At 62.9% G+C, this 20,804-nt stretch carries 19 protein-coding genes and 7 pseudogenes; 12 read left to right on the top strand and 14 right to left on the bottom strand.

Features of this window, described 5'->3' with window-relative positions; genetic code table 11:
- Positions 1 to 437: 437 nt before the first annotated feature.
- Positions 438 to 1,472, top strand: coding sequence for an extracellular catalytic domain type 2 short-chain-length polyhydroxyalkanoate depolymerase (locus WKW80_RS22845; RefSeq protein ID WP_340365862.1), 1,035 nt, complete (start codon positions 438 to 440; stop codon positions 1,470 to 1,472).
- Positions 1,473 to 1,513: 41 nt separating this feature from the next.
- Positions 1,514 to 1,675: pseudogene (locus WKW80_RS37365) on the top strand (hypothetical protein); the annotation flags it as partial.
- Positions 1,676 to 1,947: 272 nt separating this feature from the next.
- On the opposite strand, the gene WKW80_RS22835 reads toward WKW80_RS37365, so the two are convergent.
- From WKW80_RS22835 to WKW80_RS22825, 3 genes are all read right to left on the bottom strand, one after another.
- On the bottom strand, positions 1,948 to 2,337 hold the full coding sequence (locus tag WKW80_RS22835) for an MFS transporter (RefSeq protein ID WP_340365860.1): 390 nt from the start codon (positions 2,335 to 2,337) through the stop codon (positions 1,948 to 1,950).
- Entirely contained in the window at positions 2,331 to 2,771 is a 441-nt protein-coding gene (locus WKW80_RS22830) for an MFS transporter (protein ID WP_340365960.1), read from the bottom strand. Before WKW80_RS22830 ends, WKW80_RS22835 begins: the two co-directional genes overlap by 7 nt.
- Before the next feature lie 166 nt (positions 2,772 to 2,937).
- On the bottom strand, positions 2,938 to 3,444 hold the full coding sequence (locus WKW80_RS22825; protein WP_340365859.1) for a carbonic anhydrase: 507 nt from the start codon (positions 3,442 to 3,444) through the stop codon (positions 2,938 to 2,940).
- Between the two features lie 421 nt (positions 3,445 to 3,865).
- Between WKW80_RS22825 and WKW80_RS22820 the strand changes: the two genes are divergently transcribed.
- Entirely contained in the window at positions 3,866 to 4,198 is a 333-nt protein-coding gene (locus tag WKW80_RS22820) for a potassium channel family protein (protein ID WP_340365858.1), read from the top strand.
- Between the two features lie 130 nt (positions 4,199 to 4,328).
- Positions 4,329 to 4,700 (top strand): annotated as a pseudogene (locus tag WKW80_RS22815) (IS6 family transposase); the annotation flags it as partial.
- Between the two features lie 180 nt (positions 4,701 to 4,880).
- On the opposite strand, the gene WKW80_RS22810 reads toward WKW80_RS22815, so the two are convergent.
- From WKW80_RS22810 to WKW80_RS22800, 3 genes are read right to left on the bottom strand one after another with little or no spacing between them, the layout of a single operon-like run.
- On the bottom strand, positions 4,881 to 5,156 hold the full coding sequence (locus WKW80_RS22810; protein WP_340365857.1) for a hypothetical protein: 276 nt from the start codon (positions 5,154 to 5,156) through the stop codon (positions 4,881 to 4,883).
- The gene (locus WKW80_RS22805) at positions 5,149 to 5,460 is read right to left on the bottom strand and encodes a LysR substrate-binding domain-containing protein (RefSeq protein ID WP_340365856.1); all 312 of its coding nucleotides are present in this window, start codon (positions 5,458 to 5,460) and stop codon (positions 5,149 to 5,151) included. The genes WKW80_RS22810 and WKW80_RS22805 overlap by 8 nt, the downstream gene beginning before the upstream one ends.
- The gene (locus WKW80_RS22800) at positions 5,460 to 5,822 is read right to left on the bottom strand and encodes a LysR family transcriptional regulator (protein WP_340365855.1); all 363 of its coding nucleotides are present in this window, start codon (positions 5,820 to 5,822) and stop codon (positions 5,460 to 5,462) included. Before WKW80_RS22800 ends, WKW80_RS22805 begins: the two co-directional genes overlap by 1 nt.
- A 66-nt stretch (positions 5,823 to 5,888) precedes the next feature.
- On the opposite strand from WKW80_RS22800, the gene WKW80_RS22795 reads away from it, so the two are divergent.
- A complete protein-coding gene (locus tag WKW80_RS22795) occupies positions 5,889 to 7,016 on the top strand; it encodes a YbfB/YjiJ family MFS transporter (protein WP_340365959.1) in 1,128 nt (375 codons plus the stop codon).
- Positions 7,017 to 7,361: 345 nt separating this feature from the next.
- Here the strand turns inward: WKW80_RS22795 and WKW80_RS22790 are convergent, their stop codons facing one another.
- The gene (locus WKW80_RS22790) at positions 7,362 to 7,844 is read right to left on the bottom strand and encodes an NUDIX hydrolase (RefSeq protein WP_340365854.1); all 483 of its coding nucleotides are present in this window, start codon (positions 7,842 to 7,844) and stop codon (positions 7,362 to 7,364) included.
- Positions 7,845 to 8,277: 433 nt separating this feature from the next.
- On the opposite strand from WKW80_RS22790, the gene WKW80_RS22785 reads away from it, so the two are divergent.
- Positions 8,278 to 8,919, top strand: a complete 642-nt coding sequence (locus WKW80_RS22785) for a glutathione S-transferase family protein (RefSeq protein WP_340365852.1) — start codon at positions 8,278 to 8,280, stop codon at positions 8,917 to 8,919.
- 549 nt (positions 8,920 to 9,468) lie between these two features.
- On the opposite strand, the gene WKW80_RS22780 is transcribed toward WKW80_RS22785, so the two are convergent.
- Entirely contained in the window at positions 9,469 to 10,848 is a 1,380-nt protein-coding gene (locus WKW80_RS22780) for an FAD-binding oxidoreductase (RefSeq protein ID WP_340365851.1), read from the bottom strand.
- Positions 10,849 to 11,260: 412 nt separating this feature from the next.
- On the opposite strand from WKW80_RS22780, the gene WKW80_RS22775 reads away from it, so the two are divergent.
- The gene (locus WKW80_RS22775; RefSeq protein ID WP_340365962.1) at positions 11,261 to 11,425 is read left to right on the top strand and encodes a hypothetical protein; all 165 of its coding nucleotides are present in this window, start codon (positions 11,261 to 11,263) and stop codon (positions 11,423 to 11,425) included.
- Here WKW80_RS22775 and WKW80_RS22770 read toward each other — a convergent pair.
- The 4 genes and pseudogenes from WKW80_RS22770 to WKW80_RS22755 form a co-directional block, all read right to left on the bottom strand.
- Positions 11,379 to 11,533 (bottom strand): annotated as a pseudogene (locus WKW80_RS22770) (transposase); the annotation flags it as partial. The gene WKW80_RS22775 and the pseudogene WKW80_RS22770 overlap by 47 nt on opposite strands.
- Positions 11,534 to 11,902: 369 nt before the next feature.
- Positions 11,903 to 12,061 (bottom strand): annotated as a pseudogene (locus WKW80_RS22765) (pirin family protein); the annotation flags it as partial.
- Between the two features lie 83 nt (positions 12,062 to 12,144).
- The gene (locus WKW80_RS22760; RefSeq protein WP_340365850.1) at positions 12,145 to 13,083 is read right to left on the bottom strand and encodes a hypothetical protein; all 939 of its coding nucleotides are present in this window, start codon (positions 13,081 to 13,083) and stop codon (positions 12,145 to 12,147) included.
- A 90-nt stretch (positions 13,084 to 13,173) separates the two neighbouring features.
- On the bottom strand, positions 13,174 to 13,947 hold the full coding sequence (locus tag WKW80_RS22755) for a hypothetical protein (RefSeq protein WP_340365849.1): 774 nt from the start codon (positions 13,945 to 13,947) through the stop codon (positions 13,174 to 13,176).
- Between the two features lie 221 nt (positions 13,948 to 14,168).
- Here WKW80_RS22755 and WKW80_RS22750 point away from each other — a divergent pair, with 221 nt between their 5' ends.
- The 3 genes and pseudogenes from WKW80_RS22750 to WKW80_RS22740 all read left to right on the top strand — a co-directional run.
- The gene (locus tag WKW80_RS22750) at positions 14,169 to 16,037 is read left to right on the top strand and encodes a hypothetical protein (RefSeq protein WP_340365848.1); all 1,869 of its coding nucleotides are present in this window, start codon (positions 14,169 to 14,171) and stop codon (positions 16,035 to 16,037) included.
- Between the two features lie 35 nt (positions 16,038 to 16,072).
- Positions 16,073 to 17,416 carry a GumC domain-containing protein gene (locus WKW80_RS22745; protein ID WP_340365847.1) on the top strand — a complete coding sequence of 448 codons (1,344 nt, stop codon included), beginning with the start codon at positions 16,073 to 16,075 and terminating at the stop codon, positions 17,414 to 17,416.
- Positions 17,410 to 17,559: pseudogene (locus WKW80_RS22740) on the top strand (DUF1016 N-terminal domain-containing protein); the annotation flags it as partial. The gene WKW80_RS22745 and the pseudogene WKW80_RS22740, both read left to right, overlap by 7 nt.
- Before the next feature lie 232 nt (positions 17,560 to 17,791).
- Here the strand turns inward: WKW80_RS22740 and WKW80_RS22735 are convergent.
- A pseudogene (locus tag WKW80_RS22735) lies at positions 17,792 to 17,980 on the bottom strand (carbonic anhydrase); the annotation flags it as partial.
- A gap of 144 nt (positions 17,981 to 18,124) precedes the next feature.
- Between WKW80_RS22735 and WKW80_RS22730 the strand changes: the two are divergent.
- Positions 18,125 to 18,318 (top strand): annotated as a pseudogene (locus WKW80_RS22730) (DDE-type integrase/transposase/recombinase); the annotation flags it as partial.
- A 169-nt stretch (positions 18,319 to 18,487) separates the two neighbouring features.
- Here the strand turns inward: WKW80_RS22730 and WKW80_RS22725 are convergent.
- Positions 18,488 to 18,898 (bottom strand): MerR family transcriptional regulator, encoded by a 411-nt coding sequence (locus tag WKW80_RS22725; RefSeq protein ID WP_340365846.1) that lies wholly within the window; start codon positions 18,896 to 18,898, stop codon positions 18,488 to 18,490.
- Between the two features lie 318 nt (positions 18,899 to 19,216).
- On the opposite strand from WKW80_RS22725, the gene WKW80_RS22720 reads away from it, so the two are divergent.
- Positions 19,217 to 20,804 (top strand): DUF7507 domain-containing protein (locus tag WKW80_RS22720; protein ID WP_340365845.1); only part of this gene is annotated, 1,588 nt, incomplete at its 3' end.

Raw genomic sequence — 20,804 nt, 5'->3', positions numbered from 1 at the left:
CCGGATTTCGCGCCGACACCGTGCACGGCAACACCTGAGCGCCAAAGGGCAAGACCCCCCGTATCGAGCGGCCCGGTCAACGCCAGTCGATCTCCACGGCCTCGGCTGTCAACGCCCAGGGGTGGGCTCCTGGTATACGACTTACCAGGGTGCCTTGTACTGAACTGTTCATCGAATTGCTCAAGAATGAAGGGTCGTGGCAAGCCGCTGCACCTGGTGGTGGACGGATTCCAGTGAAGATGCGGTCCATGGCATCTGGCGCCGAGCGTGCCCGGGGGTCGATCGCTCACAGGCAAGCCCTTTCGCTGTGCTTTGCGCACGAGACTTCATCGATCTTCGTCATCAAACCGGGTGATGCGAACCCCGCCGGGAGCACTAAGCTCCTTCGTGCTGCATCGCAACAATAGATTGCCCGGGTCACCATCGACGGAGGTTCCATGCGTCGCATCCGATTCGGTCTGTGTTCGCTGTTCATGTCGCTCGCCGCGGCCAATTCGGGGCCCGCCGGCGCCGCCGACGCGTTGCCCGCGCTGCATGCCGATGGCGCGAGAACGTCAGTCTCCGGCCTGTCGTCCGGCGCCTTCATGGCGGTGCAGTACGCGGTCGCGTTCTCGGGCAGCGTGATCGGCGTCGCCAGCATCGCGGGCGGCCCGTACAACTGCGCCAACACTGCGTTCGGCAATGTGCAAGCGTGCATGACGGGCAGCCCGTCCGGCTCGCTGGCATGGGCGACCACACGACAGCTTGAGGCGGCGGGTCAACTCGATCCGCTGTCGGGCATCGCCAGGCAGAAGGTCTACCTCTTTCACGGCAGGAAGGATTCGACGGTCGGACTACCGTCCACCGCAGCGACGCGAGATTTCTACCGCGCGGCCGGAGTGCCGACGGGCCGTCTCGCCTACGTCATCGACCTGTCCGCCGGGCATGCCTTCATCGCACCATCGGCCAGCGACGACTGCGGCGCCAGTCGCGATCCCTACATCGTGCATTGCCTGGTCCACGGCAAGCGCTACGACCAGCCGCGCGAGATCCTGAAGCACATTCACGGCCCCTTGAAGGCGCCGGCCTCCGCGCTGTCGTCCACCGTTCGGCCATTCGACCAGCGCGAGTTCGCAAGCGCGGCGACGAGCCTCGACCCGTTGGGCTTCGTCTACATCCCGACCGCCTGCGCCGCCAGTGGCGCTGGCTGTGCCGTGCACGTCGTCTTCCACGGCTGCCTGCAAGGCGCGCAGAGCGTCGGCCCCGCGGTCTACGGGTCGGTCGGCTTCAATCGCTGGGCCGACACCAACCGCCTCATCGTGCTCTATCCGCAGGCGATGAAGAGCCCGGTGCTGCCCTTCAATCCGAAAGGGTGCTGGGACTGGTGGGGCAGCTTGTTCGGCGCGCCGTACACCGGTCCGACATTCATGGTCCGAAGTGGCGTGCAGTTGAGCGCCGTGAAGGCGATGGTCGATCGGTTGACCGGCCATTGACCTCGTGACCCCCGACGGCGCAAGCGAGAAGGAGCCACACCATGCCCGCTTCAATGCAGAACGTGACCCCCGACACGCCGTTGGGCGCGACCCTGGTGGCCGGCGGCGCGACGTTTCGCGTCTGGGCGCCGGGTGCCACCGAAGTGCACGTCGTCCTGCAGGATTTCGAGGACTTCGAGCCTGGCGACACGAGCCTGCCGACCCGCGACGCGCAAGGCCGTTGGGCAGGTTTCGTGGCGCCGGTCGTCGAAGGCCAGTGCTACATGTCAACCACCTCGCCGCTGCCATCATTGCCTTCCGCAAGGTACCTGCCGACGTCAACATGATTTACGGACAAGTTCCAAGTGGTTTCATGCCCCGCCCGTAGCCCGTGGAAGCTCGACTAGCGCTTGAGTGCCAGCCAAGGCGCCCTTTCACCCAAGGCCCTGCGCGGGCGGATGGTTCGATACCGGGCAACCCGGTCCACAAGCCTGCCTCAAATGCTCGCTGGCGAGCCAACCGCGGGTTCAGAACTTGTCTTGCCGGGCGCGGTTTCCTTCGACAGCGCAACGATGAATCCAACGCCGAGCGCAACAGCGGCCAAGTGCATGATGTACTGGATGCCAAAGGTCTGCGCGACGTAGCCTGCGATAACCGGCGCGATACCACCGCCGAAGATTTCGCCCACGCCGATCACGATGCCCGATGCTGTCGACATCAGCTTGGCCGGCACTGACTCTGCGCTGAGCGGCCCCACGGTCAGGCAGATCATGCTGAACACGAAGCACAGCGTCACCATCAGCCAAAGAAACAGGCGTGCCTGCTCGGCACCCGTGGCCATCAGGAAGTGAAGCCCGATCGACGCGCCGACTACCGAGATCAGCATGATCGGCTTGCGGCCGAAACGATCGGAAGGCCGGGCATCACCAGCGTACCCAGCGTGCCGCCAAAGCCAATGGCCGAGAGTACAAAGCCCATCTGCTCGACCGAGAGCTTGAGGGAGTCGATCTGGTAGCTCGGCAGCAGCGCGCTGAGCACGACCAGGCAGGTGAGCCAGCACAGCATGCCGACCATGTTGAGGGGGATGTTGCGGTACTTGAAAACTTCGGTCCAGCGCTCGCTCGCGTCATGCGTCGACGTGTGCTGCGCCGCCTTGGTCGCATCGGTGTCGCACAGCACGCGGTACAGCAGATACGCCACTATTAGCCCGGGGATCGAGACGATTGCAAAAATCCAGTGCCACTCCACGACCTTCAGCAACTGCGTCACAAGAATGGGCGCGATGCCCAGGCCGAACCGCGGCATCGCCGCCTGCTGAATGCCGATGTTGAGGCCGTGCCGGGTTGGCTTTGAGGCATCGAGCGTCGCGACGATCGCATCTTTGCGGAATCCTCGTCACGGATTCATCCGGATGGGCGCTGCTGCGCCTCGCGGGGCCGGCGGATCCCCGTCGCTTGAGGAATCGGCCTTGGCGGCGGCCCCATTGCTAATCGCCGGGCTCCAGGAAGCGGACACGCCCCGTCTCCAACTCGTACACGGCGCCGACCAGTTTCATCAGGCCTTCGCGCTCGCGCGCCTGGGCCTCAGGGGTGTTGCGCAAAGTCTGGACGGTGTGACGCACGTTCGCTTCCACGGCTTGGTGGAGCAGCGTCGCGGCAGGTTGCGAGTCGTCGAGCCCTTCAAGCGCCGGCACGATGTTCTCCAGCAGGATCTCGATCCTGCTCAATTGCCTGGTGCGGTGGAACCGAGAACCGATGGCGGCTTCCACCGCGCCACAACCCTCGTGTCCCAGCACAACGAAGAGTGGCGTATGCAGATGCGAGGCCGCGTACTGCAGCGTACCGAAGATGCTCGGCCCAAGGACGTTGCCCGCCACCCGAATGACGAACAACTCGCCAAAGGAGGCGTCGAACACGAGTTCAGGCGGGACCCGGCTGTCGCTGCAACCCAGGATGGTGGCAAAAGGTTGCTGGCCCTTGGCAAGTTCGGCCAAGACCTCCTTCTGGACCGTGGGAAAGCGAGCGCGACCCTGCATGAAGCGCTCGTTACCCTCCTGAAGTCGGGCTAGCGCCTCGGCAGCACTACAAGATGGGGAAAAGGTTGCCATGACGTCGACCAGCGATTGGAAGGCCGACCATAGGGGCAGCGGCAGCCGTGTGTCAATCGGGGGTCTCGTCTGCGCGGGAAATACTGCCGACGCGTGACCGATCAATATGATGCAACCCTTGGCGTGCCTGGAGGAATTTGGATGTCCACAGGTTGGGGGAGTTTGAAGTCGGGGATGCGATTGACATGGCGAGCTTGGCAGGATGGCCGATCGCAGTGCTTGAGCCATGCCGCATCCGCTGCAACCACGGGCCTGATCCAAAACCGTGTTGCCAAGTCACGGGCCTACCAGGGCCAGCGAGTACCAGATGACAAATTCGAAGACACTGAAGAGTCGCTTTATCCATGAACTTTGGCGCGGGCTGGGCATAGTCTGGCCCATCTTGTCGGCGCTGCTCGTGCTCACCGCTTTGCTGGGCGTGCTTGTCGCAAAGCTGGAAGGTTGGCCACTGGGCGACGGGCTGTACTTCTCCTTCGTCACCGGACTAACCATCGGCTATGGAGACTTGGTTCCCAGGGCGGCCTTCACGCGGTTGTTGGCGATCTTGATCGGACTGTGCGGAATCTTTCTGACCGGGCTGGTTGTGGCCGTTGGCGTGCAGGCGCTGCGCATCGCCCTGGACAGCGTGGACGACGAGTGAACGCGCCAGTGAAAGGAACTGGATTCGCACTCTGTTGGCGTGCCGCGCAGATGCAATCGGACTTGCCGTCTTCCCCCTCAGGCCCTGCATGGGGTTCTGTCGCAGCAGGCCGACCGGCGAAAATGTCCCCATGGTCCCGCTGCACATCCAGTTGGCGAATTCGACACTGCGCCGTGTGATCAAGCGGCTGCACTTCACGTTGGAGGTGATGCTGGTCTGCGTACGCTGGTACGCGGCCTACCCATTGAGCCTGCGCCAACATCGAAGCGATGATGGCCGAGCGTGGTGTACTGGTCGACCACGCCACGGTGAACCGTTGGCGATGAAGGTGTTGCCGGTGTTGGCGGCGGTGCTGCGCCGGCGCAAGCTGCCGGTCGGTCCATCCTGGCGCGTCGACGAGACCTGCGTGCTGGTGGGCGGCCAGTGGAGGTACTTGTACCGCGCAGTCGACAAACTCGGGCAGACCGTGGATTTCCTGTTGACTGCACACCGCGACGTGGCTGATTACGAAGTTCGGGGCAATCTGACCAGCGGCGACACGCTTTTCGGCGTGGAGGCGGCGCTCGAGGGCGTTGGACTGGCCTACACCTTCGAGCAATTGGCGCAACCCTATGTCCGCGCCAAACGGCTCAGGCGCGTGTTGACGGAGTTCTCGCCGACGTTCCCGGGGGTTCTACCTGTACTACCCCAGCAGGCATGACCAACCGACAAAGCTGAAAGCACTGGTCGAATACGTCACCCGCACCAAGACAGTCGTCCCAGCGAGCAGGGCGTCGTGAACCGCGTCCTGCTTTCGGTCCTGGAGACGGCGGCTCGGGCGCGCTTGAAAGCGGTGGGTTTGAGTGTGCAACGGCCGCGCGAGGGTGCCGATGCGATCTTCCGCCTCGTTGAAGCGCGCCTTCAACCGATTGGAAGCTGCCAGCGCCGCACCGCATGCCGCGCGCAGCTCATTACGCAACTATGAGTTCCTGGAGACGCAGCAGCGCGGTTGACGGCGTGCCGTTCCACACCAGATGCGTGTGATTGCGACGTACCCGAACCGGCAATGCGTGCTGCTGCACCTCTTTTGCGGCCTTGAGGGACACCAGCAGCGAGCGTGGAACGATTGCGAAACCTGTTCCGGCCGCCACACACGCGATCATGGCCTGGTACGACGCCACCTCCAGTGTCCGCGCGGGCATTAGCGCCGAGCCACTCAGCCAGTCTTCCAGCCGCTTGCGGTAGGAGCAGCCGGTGGCGAACGCCACCATGCTCATGCCCATCAGGTCTGCCGCGCTCCGCACGCCGGGCACGTCGCGGGCGCGAGCCGGCTGCCAGCTGTGCTCTCGAGCGACCCGATGCGCAGTACGCCCATCGGGCGGCCCGTGCGCAACTCGCTCTCTGCCTCGTCTGCGAGGCGGAAAAGCCGCTGCGCGTAGGACAGCAACAGTTCGCCTTCGGGTGACAGCACCAAGCCGCGGCCCTGCTTGCGGAACAGGGGGCGGCCAAGGCGCTGCTCGAGTTGCTTGATGCGCGTGGTCACGTTCGACTGCACGCGGTTCAGCTTCTGCGCCGCCCTGATCACCGCGCCTTCAGTCGCCACGGTGCGAAAGATGTCCAAGCTGTCGAGGTCGATGCTTCTCATTGCGGGAACGATGCTCCAGATTTATTCATTTGTGTGAGCCTTCGATTCTCGATGCAATGCGTGGCCATGACAGCGCAAGAGCGCCCCATCAATCCCGCGCTGCTCGCCCTGGCCGGAGCGCTTTCACTTGCCGCAGCGATGGGCATTGGTCGGTTCGCCTTCACACCGTTGCTGCCGTTGATGTTGGACGAGAACCTGCTGGACGTCGAGCGAGGCGGTTGGTTGGCCGCCGCCAATTACGCGGGCTATCTCGCGCGCGCGCTCACCGCCGCCCGCATGCCGCTGCGCGCTGGGGCGCTCGCTGTCTTGGCGCTGCTCGCAACGGCGGCATTGACCGCCGCGATGGCTTGGCCTCTGGCCGCGGTCTGGCTGCCGCTGCGCTTTTTAGCGGGTGCCGCGTCAGCCTGGGTGTTCGTCGCGACCAGCGTGTGGTGCTTGGGCGCTCTTGCGCAACAGGGCGGCAGCCGCACGAGCGGTTGGGTCTACGCCGGAGCCGGCAGCGGCATCGCGATCGCCGGGCTTCACTGCCTGCTCGCGGTCGCGGCGGGCGTCCGTTCCGTTGCGTTGTGGATGCAACTCGGCGGCTTGGCCTTGCTGCTCGCGCTGCCCGCGTTCTGGGTCATCGCACGCCTGCCGCCCCCCATGGGCGCCGCCGCATCGCGAACCGAAGGCGGCGGCTCGCGTGTCGGCGGAGCCACGCGCGGGCTGGTCGTCTGCTACGGGATCATGGGATTCGGCTACATCCTTCCAGCTACTTTCCTTCCAGTGTTGGCGCGCACCGTGGTGGACGACCCGCGTGTGTTCAGCCTCGCGTGGCCGATCTTCGGCGTCACGGCGGCGCTTTCCACGCTGCTCGTCGCGCGGCTGCTGCAGGGTGCAAAGCGACTGAAGACCTGGGCCACCTGCCAGCTCCTGATGGGCCTGGGTGTGTTGCTGCCCGCCTTGCGGGCGAATCGTTGGACCATCGCAGCGTCGGCCTTGCTCGTGGGCGGAACCTTTATGGTTATCACCTTGGCCGGCGTCCAGGAAGTGCGCGCCCGCGCGCCCACTCGTGCGGCGCATCTCGTCGGTCGCATTACCGCCGCCTTTGCACTCGGCCAGATCGCTGGCCTGCGGGGCCACGCATCGACGCCTTTCCGCCGTAGTGGCACACCCATGCTCGCCATGCGCTGCGAACGCACCGCGCGGTTGTAGTCTTCGCCACGCTCCCGAGTCAGAGGTAAGCGGTAATTAATTGGAAAGGACGGCGAAGGCTCCTTTGAGCCCAAGAACGACATTTCGCGACATATGGAAGCGGTCGTTGACACGCGACAACTACCTCCATCGTCACTGCCTTGTCCGACGGCCGCCGGAACCCACGATTCCACCAGTGAGGGGGCGAAGGCCATATTCAACGATGCCCAGGCGGTCACGAAGGGGTGTGCCGGTCTCACGCGAAGTCGCCCCTCAGCCAAGGCCAATCGCGAAATCTCGGGCATTGCGATACGCTGACCGTCGGCAAGAGTGAGTGGCGGATGCAGCATAGTTGACCGAACCAATTCAGTCGAGCAGCGCCTGCAACCGTTCAATGAAAACGATCTGCGCTTCGAGAATATGTACGCGCGCCGCATCGACCGAAAACCATGCTGCGCGATCGATTTCTGCGAAGGGTTGCATCAGTCCCGAACGCGGTGGCCATTCCATCTCGAAGGTGTTGGAGACCAAAGCTGCGGGGTCACAGTCGCCCTCGAAGGCCCAGGCCAAGACGAGCTTGCCACTGCGTTGCCGTGCTTCGCCGAGGCTGACCCAGCGGGTGCCGGTTGCGAAGCCTGCTTCCTCCGAAAACTCGCGCTTGGCAGCTTCCAGTGGGTCCTCGGACTCCCCCCGGAATTCGCCGTTCGGAATGGTCCATGCGCCGAGGTCGCGCTTCGCCCAGAACGGCCCACCTGTGTGGGCCAGCAGCACCTCAAGCACGCCCCCGCTGCGGCGATACATGAGGAGGCCGGCGCTGCATCTCCTGGTGGGTCGCGATGAATTGACCATGCGCAGGATTTTCTGATACGAGGCGCGCCATGGGCCCCGGAAAGATCTGTCCTTCTCGCTTCTTCGAGACGATACAAGCGGGAGGACTGGCGTTTCCGCGGTTCCCACAGGTGTGCCGCGCGGCGTCTAGCGCGCCGATGCGGGCGTTGCGGCTCACGCATTCACGACCCTGAACAACGCGCAAGTCGCAAGACGAACTCAATCCAGCAATGCGTCTATTGTGACAACTCTTCCTATCACGATCGAGACCCACGACGAATGGCGGCGACTCCAGTCAATGTCTCGTACCAGTAGCGGCACATGACCTCGGCGACAGCGATGCGAAACGGTCGGTTGGCAGCAGTCACGGCCGGTCTTGCGCAATCGCCGCGTCCTCGGAGGCTTGAAGCGCGTACCCTGCGATGATCGAGAGTCCCATCTTGAAGGAAGCACCGTGCTGACCATCCACCATCTCGGCAAATCGCAATCAGAGCGTATCGTGTGGCTCTGCGAGGAACTCGGCCTGACGTACGAACTCAAGCACTATGTACGGGATCCGGTCACCGCGTTGGCACCCCCGGAACTCGTCGCGCTGCACCCGCTCGGGACGGCGCCCGTGATCAGCGACGGGGATCTCCTGCTTGCGGAGTCCGGCGCCATTGTGGAATACATCATTGCGAAGTACGGCGATGGCCGCCTGACGCTCGGACCGGACCACCCGGACTACGTCGACTACATCTTCTGGTGGCACTACGCCAACGGGAATTTCCAGCCGAACATGGGTCGCAACATGATCCTGCGCCGACTGAACGTGCCGGCTGACAACCCCATCGCCGCGCGTCTGAACGGCCGACTTGCTGGTGCGTTCGCGCTGATCGAGAAGCGACTCGGCAATGCGCCATTCCTGGCCGGCGAGAGCTTCACCGCCGCGGACATCATGACCTTCTTCTCGTTGACGACGATGCGCTACTTCATGCCCTTCGACCTCACGTCATATCCAAGCATCCTGACTTACCTGCAGCGCATCGCAGGGCGGGAGGCCTATCAGCGCGCAATGCAGAAGGGCGACCCTGGCATGCCGCTTCTTCTTACCTGATTCCTCTGGCTTGGCACCGACGAGGGACCTCGCCGCAGTCGTCAGGCGCGCTCAAAGCGCACCCGCCAAGGGCGATCAATTCGGGTGCACGTCGACACTGAAATGAGTCTGCATGTGCTGGTTTACAAACTCAAGCGCGGGACGAGCGTGTTGGGTATTGTTAGAGCGATGAAGGCGATGCGATTGGCAGGGGCATAGGCCCTTGGATGCCTTCATTCGTGCTTCAACGAAGCGCTACGAGGGCCTCAGTGGACGCCGTGGCGCGTCGTCGCACGGGATGCCGTCCGCAGCGGCAGAGCTCTCGACTTCGATGCGCGCAAGTGTGTTTCTACACAGCCTCGGCGCACTCCGGACGGTCACTTTCCTGACCGACCTGCCAGTTGCCCCTCAAAAGTCAGGACGAGTGCCGGGCTGTCCATGCGCCGGTGTGCCCGCGCTCGCGGGCAGGAGCCGTGGTTCGCCATTAGCGCCAGGAGCAGTCACTCGACGCCACGCTAAATCCGAGGTGGACGATTCAGATGCCACCCGCGTCGCGCGCCGACTACCATGCTACGGCGGGATATTCTGGTTCATGTGGAACAGGTTGCCCGGGTCGTACTTGCGCTTGATCAACGCCAGCTTGTCGTAGTGCGGTCCGAAATTGTCCCGGACCCGGCCCTGGTCGTCCTCGGCCATGAAGTTGATGTAGCCACCTGCCTGCGAGTGGGGCTCCAGGGCTTTGTAGTAGTCCTTCACCCACTTCGTGTTCCTGGCGTTGTCAGCGGGATCCGGCCACATCCCAGCGATCACGGTCGCGAAGCTCGCGTCGCGATGGCCCCATGCGGTCGCGTCCGGCTTCACCCGGTGGCAGGCTCCGTTGATCGGGTAAATGTGCATCGTGGAGTTCACCACCGGCACCTGCGGCCCGAACCGGGCGTGGGCCTCTATCGCGCCATCCGTCAACTCGGTCGCGAATGAGGCCTTCCAGTAGTGCTGCAGGCCCGGAGGCAGCAACACATCGAAAAGGCCGTTGATCACGTAGTACGGCATCTGCGCGACCATCTCCGCAACGACCGGCGCGGCGCCGCGTATCTTTGCCAGTTCCGCGTCGGCCTTGTCCGTCGGCCCGGCCCAACACGAGACGATCGCAATGAACGTCTTGCCATGGTCCTCTGCTTTGATGAAGGGCAGTGGCGGGGCAATCTGGAACGCTGGGAACAGCCCCATTTCCTCCGGCGCTTTCGCCACGTAGTCGCGGTAGAACTGCAACACCTCGCGCACCTTCTCGATCGGATAGAAGAAGATGCCTGCCGTAATGTCCTTCACCGGGTGCAGCTGGTACTCGAACGAGGTCACCACGCCGAAGTTGCCGCCTCCGCCGCGGATCGCCCAGAAAAGATCCTCGTTCTCCGCGGCACTCGCCACGCGGAATTGTCCGTCCGCCGTTACGACATCCGCCGAGAGCAGGTTGTCCAGCGACAGCCCGAACCCGCGCGTAAGGTAGCCGATGCCGCCGCCAAGTGTCAGCCCGGCGATGCCGGTCGAGCCGATGATTCCACCGGTCGTTGCCAAGCCGAACGGGTACGTCGCGTGATTGAAGTCGGCCCACAGGGTCCCGCCGCCTGCCCGCGCCGTCTTGCGATTCGGATCGACCCGCACGCCTTTCATCTGCGAGAGGTCGATCACGACGCCCCCGTCGCACGTTCCGAAGCCAGGGACACTGTGCGACCCGCCGCGCACCGACAGGTCGAGGCCATTCTCACGCGCATAGTCGACCCCGGCCATCACGTCGCCAACGTCGACCGCACGTATCACTACCGAGGGCCGCCGATCGATCATTCCGTTGTAGACCTTGCGCGCCCCTTCGTAGCCGTCGTCGGTGGGAGTGATCACCTGCCCGCGAGCGCGCTCCCGAACACCGTCGATCGTCGGCTTCGCCATCGTTGTCATCGCCGCACCTCCGTTTTCTGTTGCAAATCTCGGGCAAGCAATATGCGCCCGATGAGATGCGCAGTCAATGACGAAGGCTCGGGCCGTCGTGGCGCAATCCGCGAACACCCGCTGCTGCGCCGCGCAAGCCATGCACTACCCGGGCCAATCCCGGTGCGCGCGTCGTCGCGGCCGCCTGAGAGCAGAACGGCTGACTTGAATGTCGGCTTGGATGTCGGCTTGGATACGGGTGAGCAGCTGCCACGGGCCCATTGCTGAATTCCGACTTACTGGCATGAACTTCGGGATGCCAGCGTCAGCTGCCTTTGCGGGTCGCTCGACGAACTCACGCGTGAGCCCGCTTCCTGTCTCACATTCCGCACATCGAAATTGAGGATTCGTTTTTTGCGACGTGAACCGGGGCGCCGCGACGATGAAAAACATCGATTCCTCCTTCGAGAGCAAGGACCTGTGCTGTGCCGGCACGCTGCTGTTGCCCGGCCAGGGCGAGTGCCCGCCGGTGATCGTGATGGCGCACGGCTTTGCCGGCGTGCGCGCAGCAGCATGCCGATCAGTGCTGTCCAGATCTGCGTCCTGACCGCGTTAGCCGACGTGCCCACGAAGGTCTTGATATTCAATTTCTGCTTGAGCGATTTGAAAGCAGCTCGATTTGCCAGCGGTCCTTGTAGGTCGCCGCGATCGTTGCTGGCCCCCAGATGATGCAGGTTGGTATTCGGTTGCAGCGGAGGGGGCGAGGGCAGTAGGGGCAACGCCACCGCTTCCATCGGCCATGTGGGGCAGCTCCAGAGTCAGGATCCTCGATGGCGAAAGATACTGCGAGCCGCGGCAAGCCCGGAGACGATCCGTCACTGTGCGCGGTGGAGATCAACTGGACCGCCGTGCCGCCCGCCATGGTGCTGCAAAGCATCAGGCTCAATCTGCTGATGGTCGCCGAAGATTCGGTCATCGAGACGTCGCTTGGCGACTTGGCACCCCCAATTTCCCGGCCTGACGCGCGCGCACGATGTGGCCATCGAAAGCGGAGTCATCGATGCGTTGGGCGCAACATCAAACCGACGTCGTGCGCGTTGCCGGGCTGCTCGGTGGCGGGGCCGAAGTCGAAGAAGACGAAAGGTCCGACCGAACGGCGCTTCGCGGCAGGCAGCAGGCGCCTGACCTTGAATCCGCCACCGAGGCCCTTGCCGGCGGCTTGCAGCAGCAGAACGGATTTCATGCCCGCGATCGTGATGAAAACGCCCCCGGAGCGCACGCGATGTGCCATGGCAAGCCCCGCGGCCGCCCGCGGTGAACGGCACATCACTTCAGCACGTCGTCGCGAGCGAACAGCCAGGCCGATAGCGCCTGTAGCACCGCGCTGCGCGCGGCTGGGTCATTGCCCTTGTGCAGACCGAGTCGGTCGAGTGCATCCGAATAGGCACTGATCGTGGCGTCGGCGGCACGCCTTGCGTCGGTACAGCGAAATCCCAGTTCCTGTCGTGTGAACATGGGTTGGTAGCCGAAGCTCATCAGCCCAAGCAGTTCGCGCGTGAGCACGCGCGGCCCCCAACTCTCGTACAGGTACTGCGGGTTGTCGACGAACCATTGGCGCCAGACCTCCTGGACCAACACCTGCAAGGTGGCGTTGTTCGACGTGGGCGAGGCACCGGGATCGGCTCGGGTCTGCTCAAGCAGGGCCTGGTCCCGCAAGGCATCCATTGCCGCGACGAGTTTCTGCTCGCCGAGCCCCTCTGTGACCAGGTGGAAGCTCTGCTCCTTGTGAACACCGCCCAGCAGCCACGCGTCGTTCATGAGGGGCGTCCAGAGCCGATCGCTCAGGATGCTCCCGGGCCCCTGCAAGCCTCCGAGGTGGGCGTGCTTGCGGGCATCGAGCGTCGCAGGATCGATATTCGACAGATGGGCCTGGGCTTCGAGCGGGTTCTTGATCTCCGACCCCAGCCAAGGGCTGAGCCAGGGCTCGTCGTCCTCATGCCCGAATGCCGAGTTCAGCCCGAAGTTCTGCACCAGCGCGATCTTGCTGCGCATGCTCACCTCGCCGAGCAGCAGAAACCCAAGTGCGTTGTCGCGGCTGGCGGTGTAGAGCGCCCAACAGCGCTGGGCGCTGACTTCGGCTTGGTGCAAGCCACTGTCGCTGGGCATTTCCTGCTCGAAGTACTTCTTCGCCCAGATGTTCTGGCCCTTGATGGTCGCGTATTCCCGCCTGACCTCGTCGACGAACGCCTGCTTGTCTACGTACACGGCGAGCCCCTTCCACAACGATGCAAACATAGGGAACGCGCACGGCCAGGCGCATCGACCCACCGGGCGCGCTGGCTTGCGAGGGGCACTTCAGCCGCTGGAAGGGAAAAGGATGCGTGGCTTCGCGGTTTTCTCGATCCCCGAATAGCGCTTGGCATTCTCGGCGAGCTGCGACACCCCGTATTCGATGATGACGTAGGTGTCGCGACAGAATCGCGCCTTGTCCTGGAAGGCCTCACTGCCCACTTGCTGCGTCTCTGCAAGATCGAGCAGGGCATCGGACTCACCCAGGATGCGCTCGGCCTCCTCGAGAAAATCCCCGGCCTGCACCTTTCCCGGCACCACGACCGTCATGTTCCTGGCGTAGCCTTGTATCTCCGTCGCGAAGCGGCGAAAACGATTGGCACTGGCCCGGAGTTGGTCATAGAGGCGCGCGGAGTCGGTCGGCCAGTCTTGCGGACTCTTCAGGTTGCGCCAGACTTTCAGGAAAGCGTCGCCGTCGGGGAACGAGTACTTGGCGCGTTCCGTCTTGAAGATCTCGATCTGCTTCACGCAGGCATCCGCGTTCTGGAAGGCGTTGATGGCCTCCTTTTCCAGGTCCATTGCGCTCTTTTCAAGGTTCTTCTCCAGCCAGTCCACCGCCTCCGGATATTTTTTCCTGACGGCGTCCTTGTACTTCCCGATGTCCGTTATCAATTCGCGCAGAGCGCTCTGCAGCTTGTCGAGCGACTTCTTCCATTCGTTGGATACGTTGTCGATCGAATCTCCAATGCTCACATCCTTCACGTAGCCGGACTTGATTCCCAGTCGATCTCTCGCCGAGGTCCACTCGCCGTGCTTTCTCTTCCAGGTGCTGAGGTCCATGCTTTCCTCGATAAGTTGAGTACGCGGTACCCTGAGCGGTGAAGTCCGCATCGACAAGAGGGGTAACACCTAACAAATTTTCACCTTTTGGGGCCGCCGCACCGTAACCTACTTCGGCAGCGCCGAGCTGCATCCGCCGGCGCGCCCCCCCCCCGCGATCCCGAATGCGTGAAGCGCGCGCAAAAAAGCAAGCCCTCCAACTGAACGAACTGGGAAAACCCATGAGCAGTGACGCAGTGACTTCAAGCGCGCAACAAGCGAATGCCATCGTGGTGCTTGACAAGGTGACCTACGACGTGATCGCCGGGCCACCTGGCGACAGCGCGCTGGTCCAGATCGCCAGGGACCGGCTGGTCCAATCGCTGAAGATCGACCAGATCGTCAGCGGCCTGGAGCGATCCGACGACCTGCTGAACATTGCCGCTTGCGGCGTCTCCGGCTTCAGGCACCCTGACACCAAGGTGTCCCTGCTGGCCATGGTCATCGACCTGCAGGCGAAACTGGGCGCCGCCGCGGACGACATGCGCAGCGCGCTGGTGGTCTTTGGCGAGAGTTCCGGGGTTGTGCTTGGCGCCCTGGGCCGGGCCTTCCGCTTCCTCTACAGGCTTCAGGAGGACAAGGCTGTCAACGTGCTCAAGCGCTGCGAGCAGATCGCGAAGGAGATGACGACGACCGCGAGCCAGCTCGAGACGCGCTTCCAGGGCATGTCCGGGGAAGCGCTCGAGGTTCTCAAGGCGACCGTTTCAACCCGCGACTTCAACCACGACAAGAAGCTGGAGGCTGAAGCCCGGCAACGCAAGGCGGAAGAGCGCCACGATCGGATGCTCAAGCTGAGCGAGAAGATAGCCGAGCAGCTTCCAAAGGTCGAGTCCCGGTACGAAGAGGCCAAGGCCGCCCAGGCGACCGCGGACACGCGCGTCTTCATCATGGGACTGACGAGTTCGATCATGCAGGGCATCGGATCCGGCATCTCGGCTGGCCTGGCCTTGAAGACGGCACCGCTGCGCGCAGGGACTGAGCTTGCCGCGGCGCTGGCCGAGTCGCGCCTGCCTACGCCCCAACAGAACAAGGCCGGCAATCCGCCCTCGCCAGTCGCGCCTCCACCTGCCGCGCCCGCCCCGGTCGTGGACGACAAGGCACGGGTCGCAGCCGAAGAGGCCGTGTCCCGTTCGAAGGCCAGCCTCGAATCCGCGCAGGCGGCGCTTCGAGAGGCCTCCGCGCGGTATGCGAAGGCGATCGAGGATTCCGTGGACGTCGAGGAGGTGCAGGCGCAGCACAAGGCAGCGGAAGAGAAGCACAAGTCTGCCAAGGAAAGCCTCGCCAAGGCCGAGGCCGATCTCCTGAAGCTCAAGGGAAGCACCCCCGCGCGACCGCCGGCGCCTGCGGAGAACAGCACCGGTGCCTCAGTCGTGTCCGGCGTCGGCCAGGCGCTCCAGACGACTGGCGAAAGCCTGGGCAACTCGACGGACGGTTACGCGCAGATCGCGTCGAACTATGCCAAGGAGAAAGCAAAGTACCTGGACATGTTGATGGCACTCCAGAAAGAACAGCGGGATGCATTGGCCGAGGTCGCCGAGCTGACGAAGCAGATGCAGAACGAAGGCGTGACGGCCGATCTTGCGCAGGCAGCGGTCGATTCCCTGCAGCAGGCGATTGGCGCCTTGCGGGAAATCCACGTGATCGTTGGTCAGCTGAGGAAATTCTGGACGGCCATTGCACTGGGCTGCAAGAACCTGAGCAGGGGCGAAACGACCGAGCTGATCACCGACCTCATGGACCAGCCCGAGGCGATGCGAATCAAGGACTACTCCGCCGGATGGTTTCAGCTCGACCTCCTCCAGCTGAGCGCCAAGTGGATGGCATTGCAAATCGTCTGCAACGAGTATTCGACAGCGATCGAAGCGGTGGGGAAGAAGATGGACGAAACGTTCATGCGCAATCCGAGCATCGAGGAAGCCCGCAAGCTCGCGAAGTCGCTGAGCGCAGATCTCGCCAAGAAGATCGGTGCAGAGGTTAAGCAACTGGATGTCGTCGAAAAGGACATCCAGCTCGCCAAGGACGACACAGATCGCCTGAAGATCGCCGCATGACAACGCGGTCCGCAGCCGGCGTCCTGGCGTAGGGCATGGGCCGCTCACCCTTCCCCGGTCGACCCACGGCGCGCTTGGGACGCTGGGTTCGCATCGTCGCGGTCGCCGCGGCGCAGGCCTTGCTGCTGTTCGCCGTGCCGGCGCAGGGCCAGGGCCAGCTGCAACGCACGCAGGACACGGTGAATGCCCTGCTCCTGGCGGCCGCGGCGATGGAGCGGGGCGACGTCGCCGGTACCGAGGCCATCCTGAGCGGCATGCGTTCGACGGTTGCCTCGCTGGAACGGACTTTCGAGCGCCAGGTCGCCGTGGCCGACAGCGCCATGGCGCAGAACCAGGAGCAGCTGAAACAGGTGGTCTCGCAGATCACCGATGCGTACACGGCGGAATTGGGTGCCGACGCACAGGCCCGCGAGTTGTCAGCGAAATACGCGCAGGTTCAAGCCAGGTTGCCCCTGCTGCAAAAGCAGCGGCTTGAACTGGAGGAAAAGCTGGCCGGATATTGGGCCCGCCACAAGACACGGATCTGGTGCAACCAGCAAGCCGGGTGGGGAATGACCGATCCGAAATGCGTCAACTGGGAAGTTGCGGCGGACCTCACCGGCAGTGGCGTCGTCGGCGCCATCGAAGACACCACGCTCCAACTGCGAACGGTCAACACCGAGTACTCGTTGGCGGTGGCGGAACTCACGGACCTGAATGCCAGGATCAACCTCAGAGGGACCGAGGCGCGCCGGCTGCAGGAACTGAGGGCAGACTTGAATCGCAAGGAAGGCGTATTGCGCGCACTGATCGTCCAGGTGCGCGTCGCGAAGCGATTCTTGACGGACCTGCAGCCGATTCTCCGGTATCGACTCGAATACCCCCTCCAGGCATTTCAGGAGAGGGTTCGCGATCTCGTGGAGGATGCGCAGGAGACGGCCGAAGTTCCGGTGTTCGACCGCCACGACATCCGGCAGGCCGAGACCATCCAACAGTCGCTGACGGCACTCGCCCGGACGCTGGAAGAGAAGAAGACCCTGCTGCGGACCATCGAGAGCGGCGCCCTGGTTTGCCCGCCTCCACCGAAGGAGCCGACCGCGGTGTCGGTGCACAGGGCTTACGCCCATGACTGGACGCGCTATACCGGCACCGACCGATGGGACATCATCGGCCCCGCGCGCTGCGCGTCCCCGGAAGCCATCTACTACGGAAAGGTGGCGAGCCAGGGGGACTGCGAATTCAAGTGCAAATACGACACCGAGTGCGTGATGTGGACTTATGAGGAGTTGCCAGACAAGGGGCAATGCTGGGGCGGAACCTCAGACCTGACGCCCAACTGGAAGCCCGACATGAAGAATTCGCACCGATCGGGCGGCAGGAATGACGTCCCGCGCTGGTGACCTGCCAGATCCAGTCCCGCCGGGCTGCCGCGCGCAGCGTCAACGCCCTGATGACAGCGACCTACTGGGAGATTGGACGCCGCATCGTAGAGTTCGAGCAAGGTGGGCAAGAACGGGCAGCCTATGGCGAAGCCCTGATCGAGATCACGCGCCGCAGTGTTCTATCGGCAGGTGGCATCGGCTTGCTTGTCGCGCCCCGGTTCAGCCGCGGACAGCCCCAGTCGAAGATCCCGCGCAGTGGCGTCCTTTTTTTCAGCTCGCTCGACACCGCGACGACCTCGCGAAATCGTTCTGTGTTTCGCCAACGACTATTCGCGTTTGGCTATGTCGAAGGACTGGCGTCCCCGGACCTTCGCGACAGGGCTCGGGGAAGTCCACGAAGACTTCGCCCGGATCGAAACCGGTGATCTGATTGGCAGGCACTCTGCTGTCCGCGCATCCGATCCACATGTATCTTGGATTCTGCTGATGTGCGAGGCGAGAAAAGAACCCCGGCCGTTGCGCCTCGGTGGCAATTGCCCAGTCCCGATTGCTCGCGAACAGGTGATCAAAGTCATCGGTCATTTCATACTTCCTTCCAAATTGGGGGACGATCCAGCGGATAGACCGACGACTTATACGGGTCCTACCATCGTTCAAATGAACACATTGCACCTGCTTACCTGCGTCGCGGCGGTCGGCGCAATACAGCCTGTTCCTGTCTTCACACTTCAAGTGATCGTCGAACAGGACCATCGGGCCGTCACACGTATCGTGAGGCCGATGCTCGGCTTCAAGTGTTTCCGTTGCGCGCGAGCGCTGATTGCCGGCATCGAAACAATGCCATGATCAGGAAAGGGCAGATGGACTGTCTTGGTCACGCCCCGTCCGCGGCAACGAAGTTTTATTCGCTGGCTTTCTGAGAGCGACGCGTAGGACGCGAACCTGCTTTGCCTGGCACCGCTATTGCGACAGAACCCCACGCACGCGTGGCACACACCGCTGGAGGTGTTCGCCAAAACACTGGCATCGTCCCGTCAAGCGCCACGTCAATTCAATGACCCGCTGCGCTTCAGCCTTGAAACCGCCACCCTATTTCTGTTTCTGCATCGCCGAGATCAACGGGCAAGACACTGAGTGACGCTTCACGCAGCATTGGTGAACTAAGTTGGCCAGCTCCGACTCAATGCAATGGAGATTAGCAAGCTGGGCGCGCACATCGGCGAGCTTCGCCGCCCCGATCTCACGCGCTTTGTCGCAATTCGAGCCATCATCCACTGCAATCAGACTAGCGACCTCGTTGAGACTGAAGCCCAGACGCTGGGCACACTTGATGAAGCGGACCCGCGCTACATCGACCGTGCTGTAGTGCCGGATGCCGCCGGGTGGCTTGTCCGGCTCGAGCAGTAAGCCCTTGCGCTGGTAGAAACGGATGGTCTCTACGCTGACACCTGCCGCCTCGGCAAAGGCACCGATGCGAAGTATGTTTGCCCGCTTGTCCATGCGCTTGACCCTGTACCTTAGTACGGAAGTACTATGCCGCCACGCTGTAACTGCCCAAACAGCGAGAGCGTTGTTATATGTGTGTTGTTCACATTTAGACGAAGGCTCCAGTTTTATACACCTTGCACGGGTCCCATGAGAGGGGAAATCCGCGATTTGTGTAAAACTTTATTCTTATACTGACCGCCCGCTGACCTGCCGGCGCGGTTGAGCAAGCGATCGACTTGGCTGCCTCCGCAAGCACTCGCGGCAATCATTCGTGCGTTGCCTCATGGAACTGCACGCCCCGTAAGAAGCATATGAATGAGGGGAATGAAAATGAGCGCACCACTTGTCACCACTGACTTGGAAGACTACGCACCCGGCAGTACGGCCACGATCACCGCCAGCGGTTTCTCCGTCGGCAGTTCAGTAACATTTGAGGTGGAGCACGTTAGCGACCCTGGCGGCGACGGCCTTTGGGGCACGCTCGACGACGTGCTCGCCAACAGTGATGGGTCGGGGCACGACCCTTGGTCTGTAGTTGACGGCGGCATTGGCGATCTCGACGGACTGGCCAACGGGAGCATCACGACTTCCTGGTACGTCGATCCGGACGACTCGGCGGGTGCCACGTTCCTGCTGACGGCGATCGGGACCGGCGCCGATGGTGTAGCGGGTAGCGCGGATGACCAAGTTGCGACAGACGCGTTCACGGATGCGTCCGGAAGCACCAACAAGGTCTACCAGCATTGGGCGGATGCAGGCGGTCCCGAATGGAACAATAACATCCTCAACGACAACAAATCCGACTATTTCGAGGGTGAGGTGATTCCGCATGTCTTCGTCTTCAAGGCATCGAGCCAAACGCCCTTGATCAATGGACAGAGCTATTCGTTCAACATCACCTACAACTACTACCAGCAGACCACCAATGCTGGCGGGTTTGCCTACATCACAACCTACAACCTCAGTAGGCAGCCCGGCCCCAATGACGCGACCAATCCGTACATCGCGCCAACCGCCGATGGCACGTTCACGAACGGCGGCGGAACGCAGGGCATGTTCTATACCGTCGACGCTAATATCACCAATGTCAGCAACGTGACCTATACGGGTACGGGGTCGAAGGATGGGCACGTCACCGTCACGTTTACCTATACCGGCGCGAACACGACCAACGGCATTGCAGAGATCTACTATGGCCTGGCCGTGGCGACGCCTGGCCAAGTGCCCAATCAGGGTTCCGGTCCCACGGACGGCGCCAACGCCTGGACCGGCGGGTCGCTTCAGACGACAGTCGACATAGGCGGCTCCGGCGCCACTTCGATCCAGCTAGCCCCGGCCGCGATCATCGCGGGTGAAATCAGCGGCCTGAAGTTCACCGACATAAATGGCGACGGGGTGCGCGATGCCAATGGCATCGACGACATTTCCGGCAACGCCGACGACGAAGTCGGGCTGGCCGGCTGGACCATCTTCATCGACAAGGACAACGATGGGATTCTCGATGCCGGCGAAGTGTCCACGGTTACTGGAGCGGGTGGTACCTACAGCTTCTCCGTCACACCGGACGCTGATAAGTCCGACTCCGACAACGACCCGTACATTGTGCGCGAGGTCAATCAGGCAGGATGGGCTCGGACCACGGCTAACCCGGCGCCGATTCTGATCACGGCGGCCGACCCGACGGAGGCGAACGTCAATTTCGGGAATCAGCAGCAGCTCCCGTCGCTGAACATCGTCAAGGAGGCGAGCGTGCCTGGCGGAACGGCCGATGCGGCCGGCGAGCTGATCAGCTACACGATCACGGTGACCAACACCGGCAACACGACGCTGACTGGCGTGACGGTGACGGATCCGTATGCGAACCTCGGCTCGATCGTGCGCGGTGCTGACGTGGTCGGTGACAATGACGCACTGCTGG

This window comes from Variovorax humicola (genome assembly GCF_037889915.1).
GTDB lineage: Bacteria > Pseudomonadota > Gammaproteobacteria > Burkholderiales > Burkholderiaceae_C > Variovorax > Variovorax humicola.
Note: the sequence above shows the minus strand (reverse complement) of the source record. Positions and strands in the feature narration are given on the sequence as shown.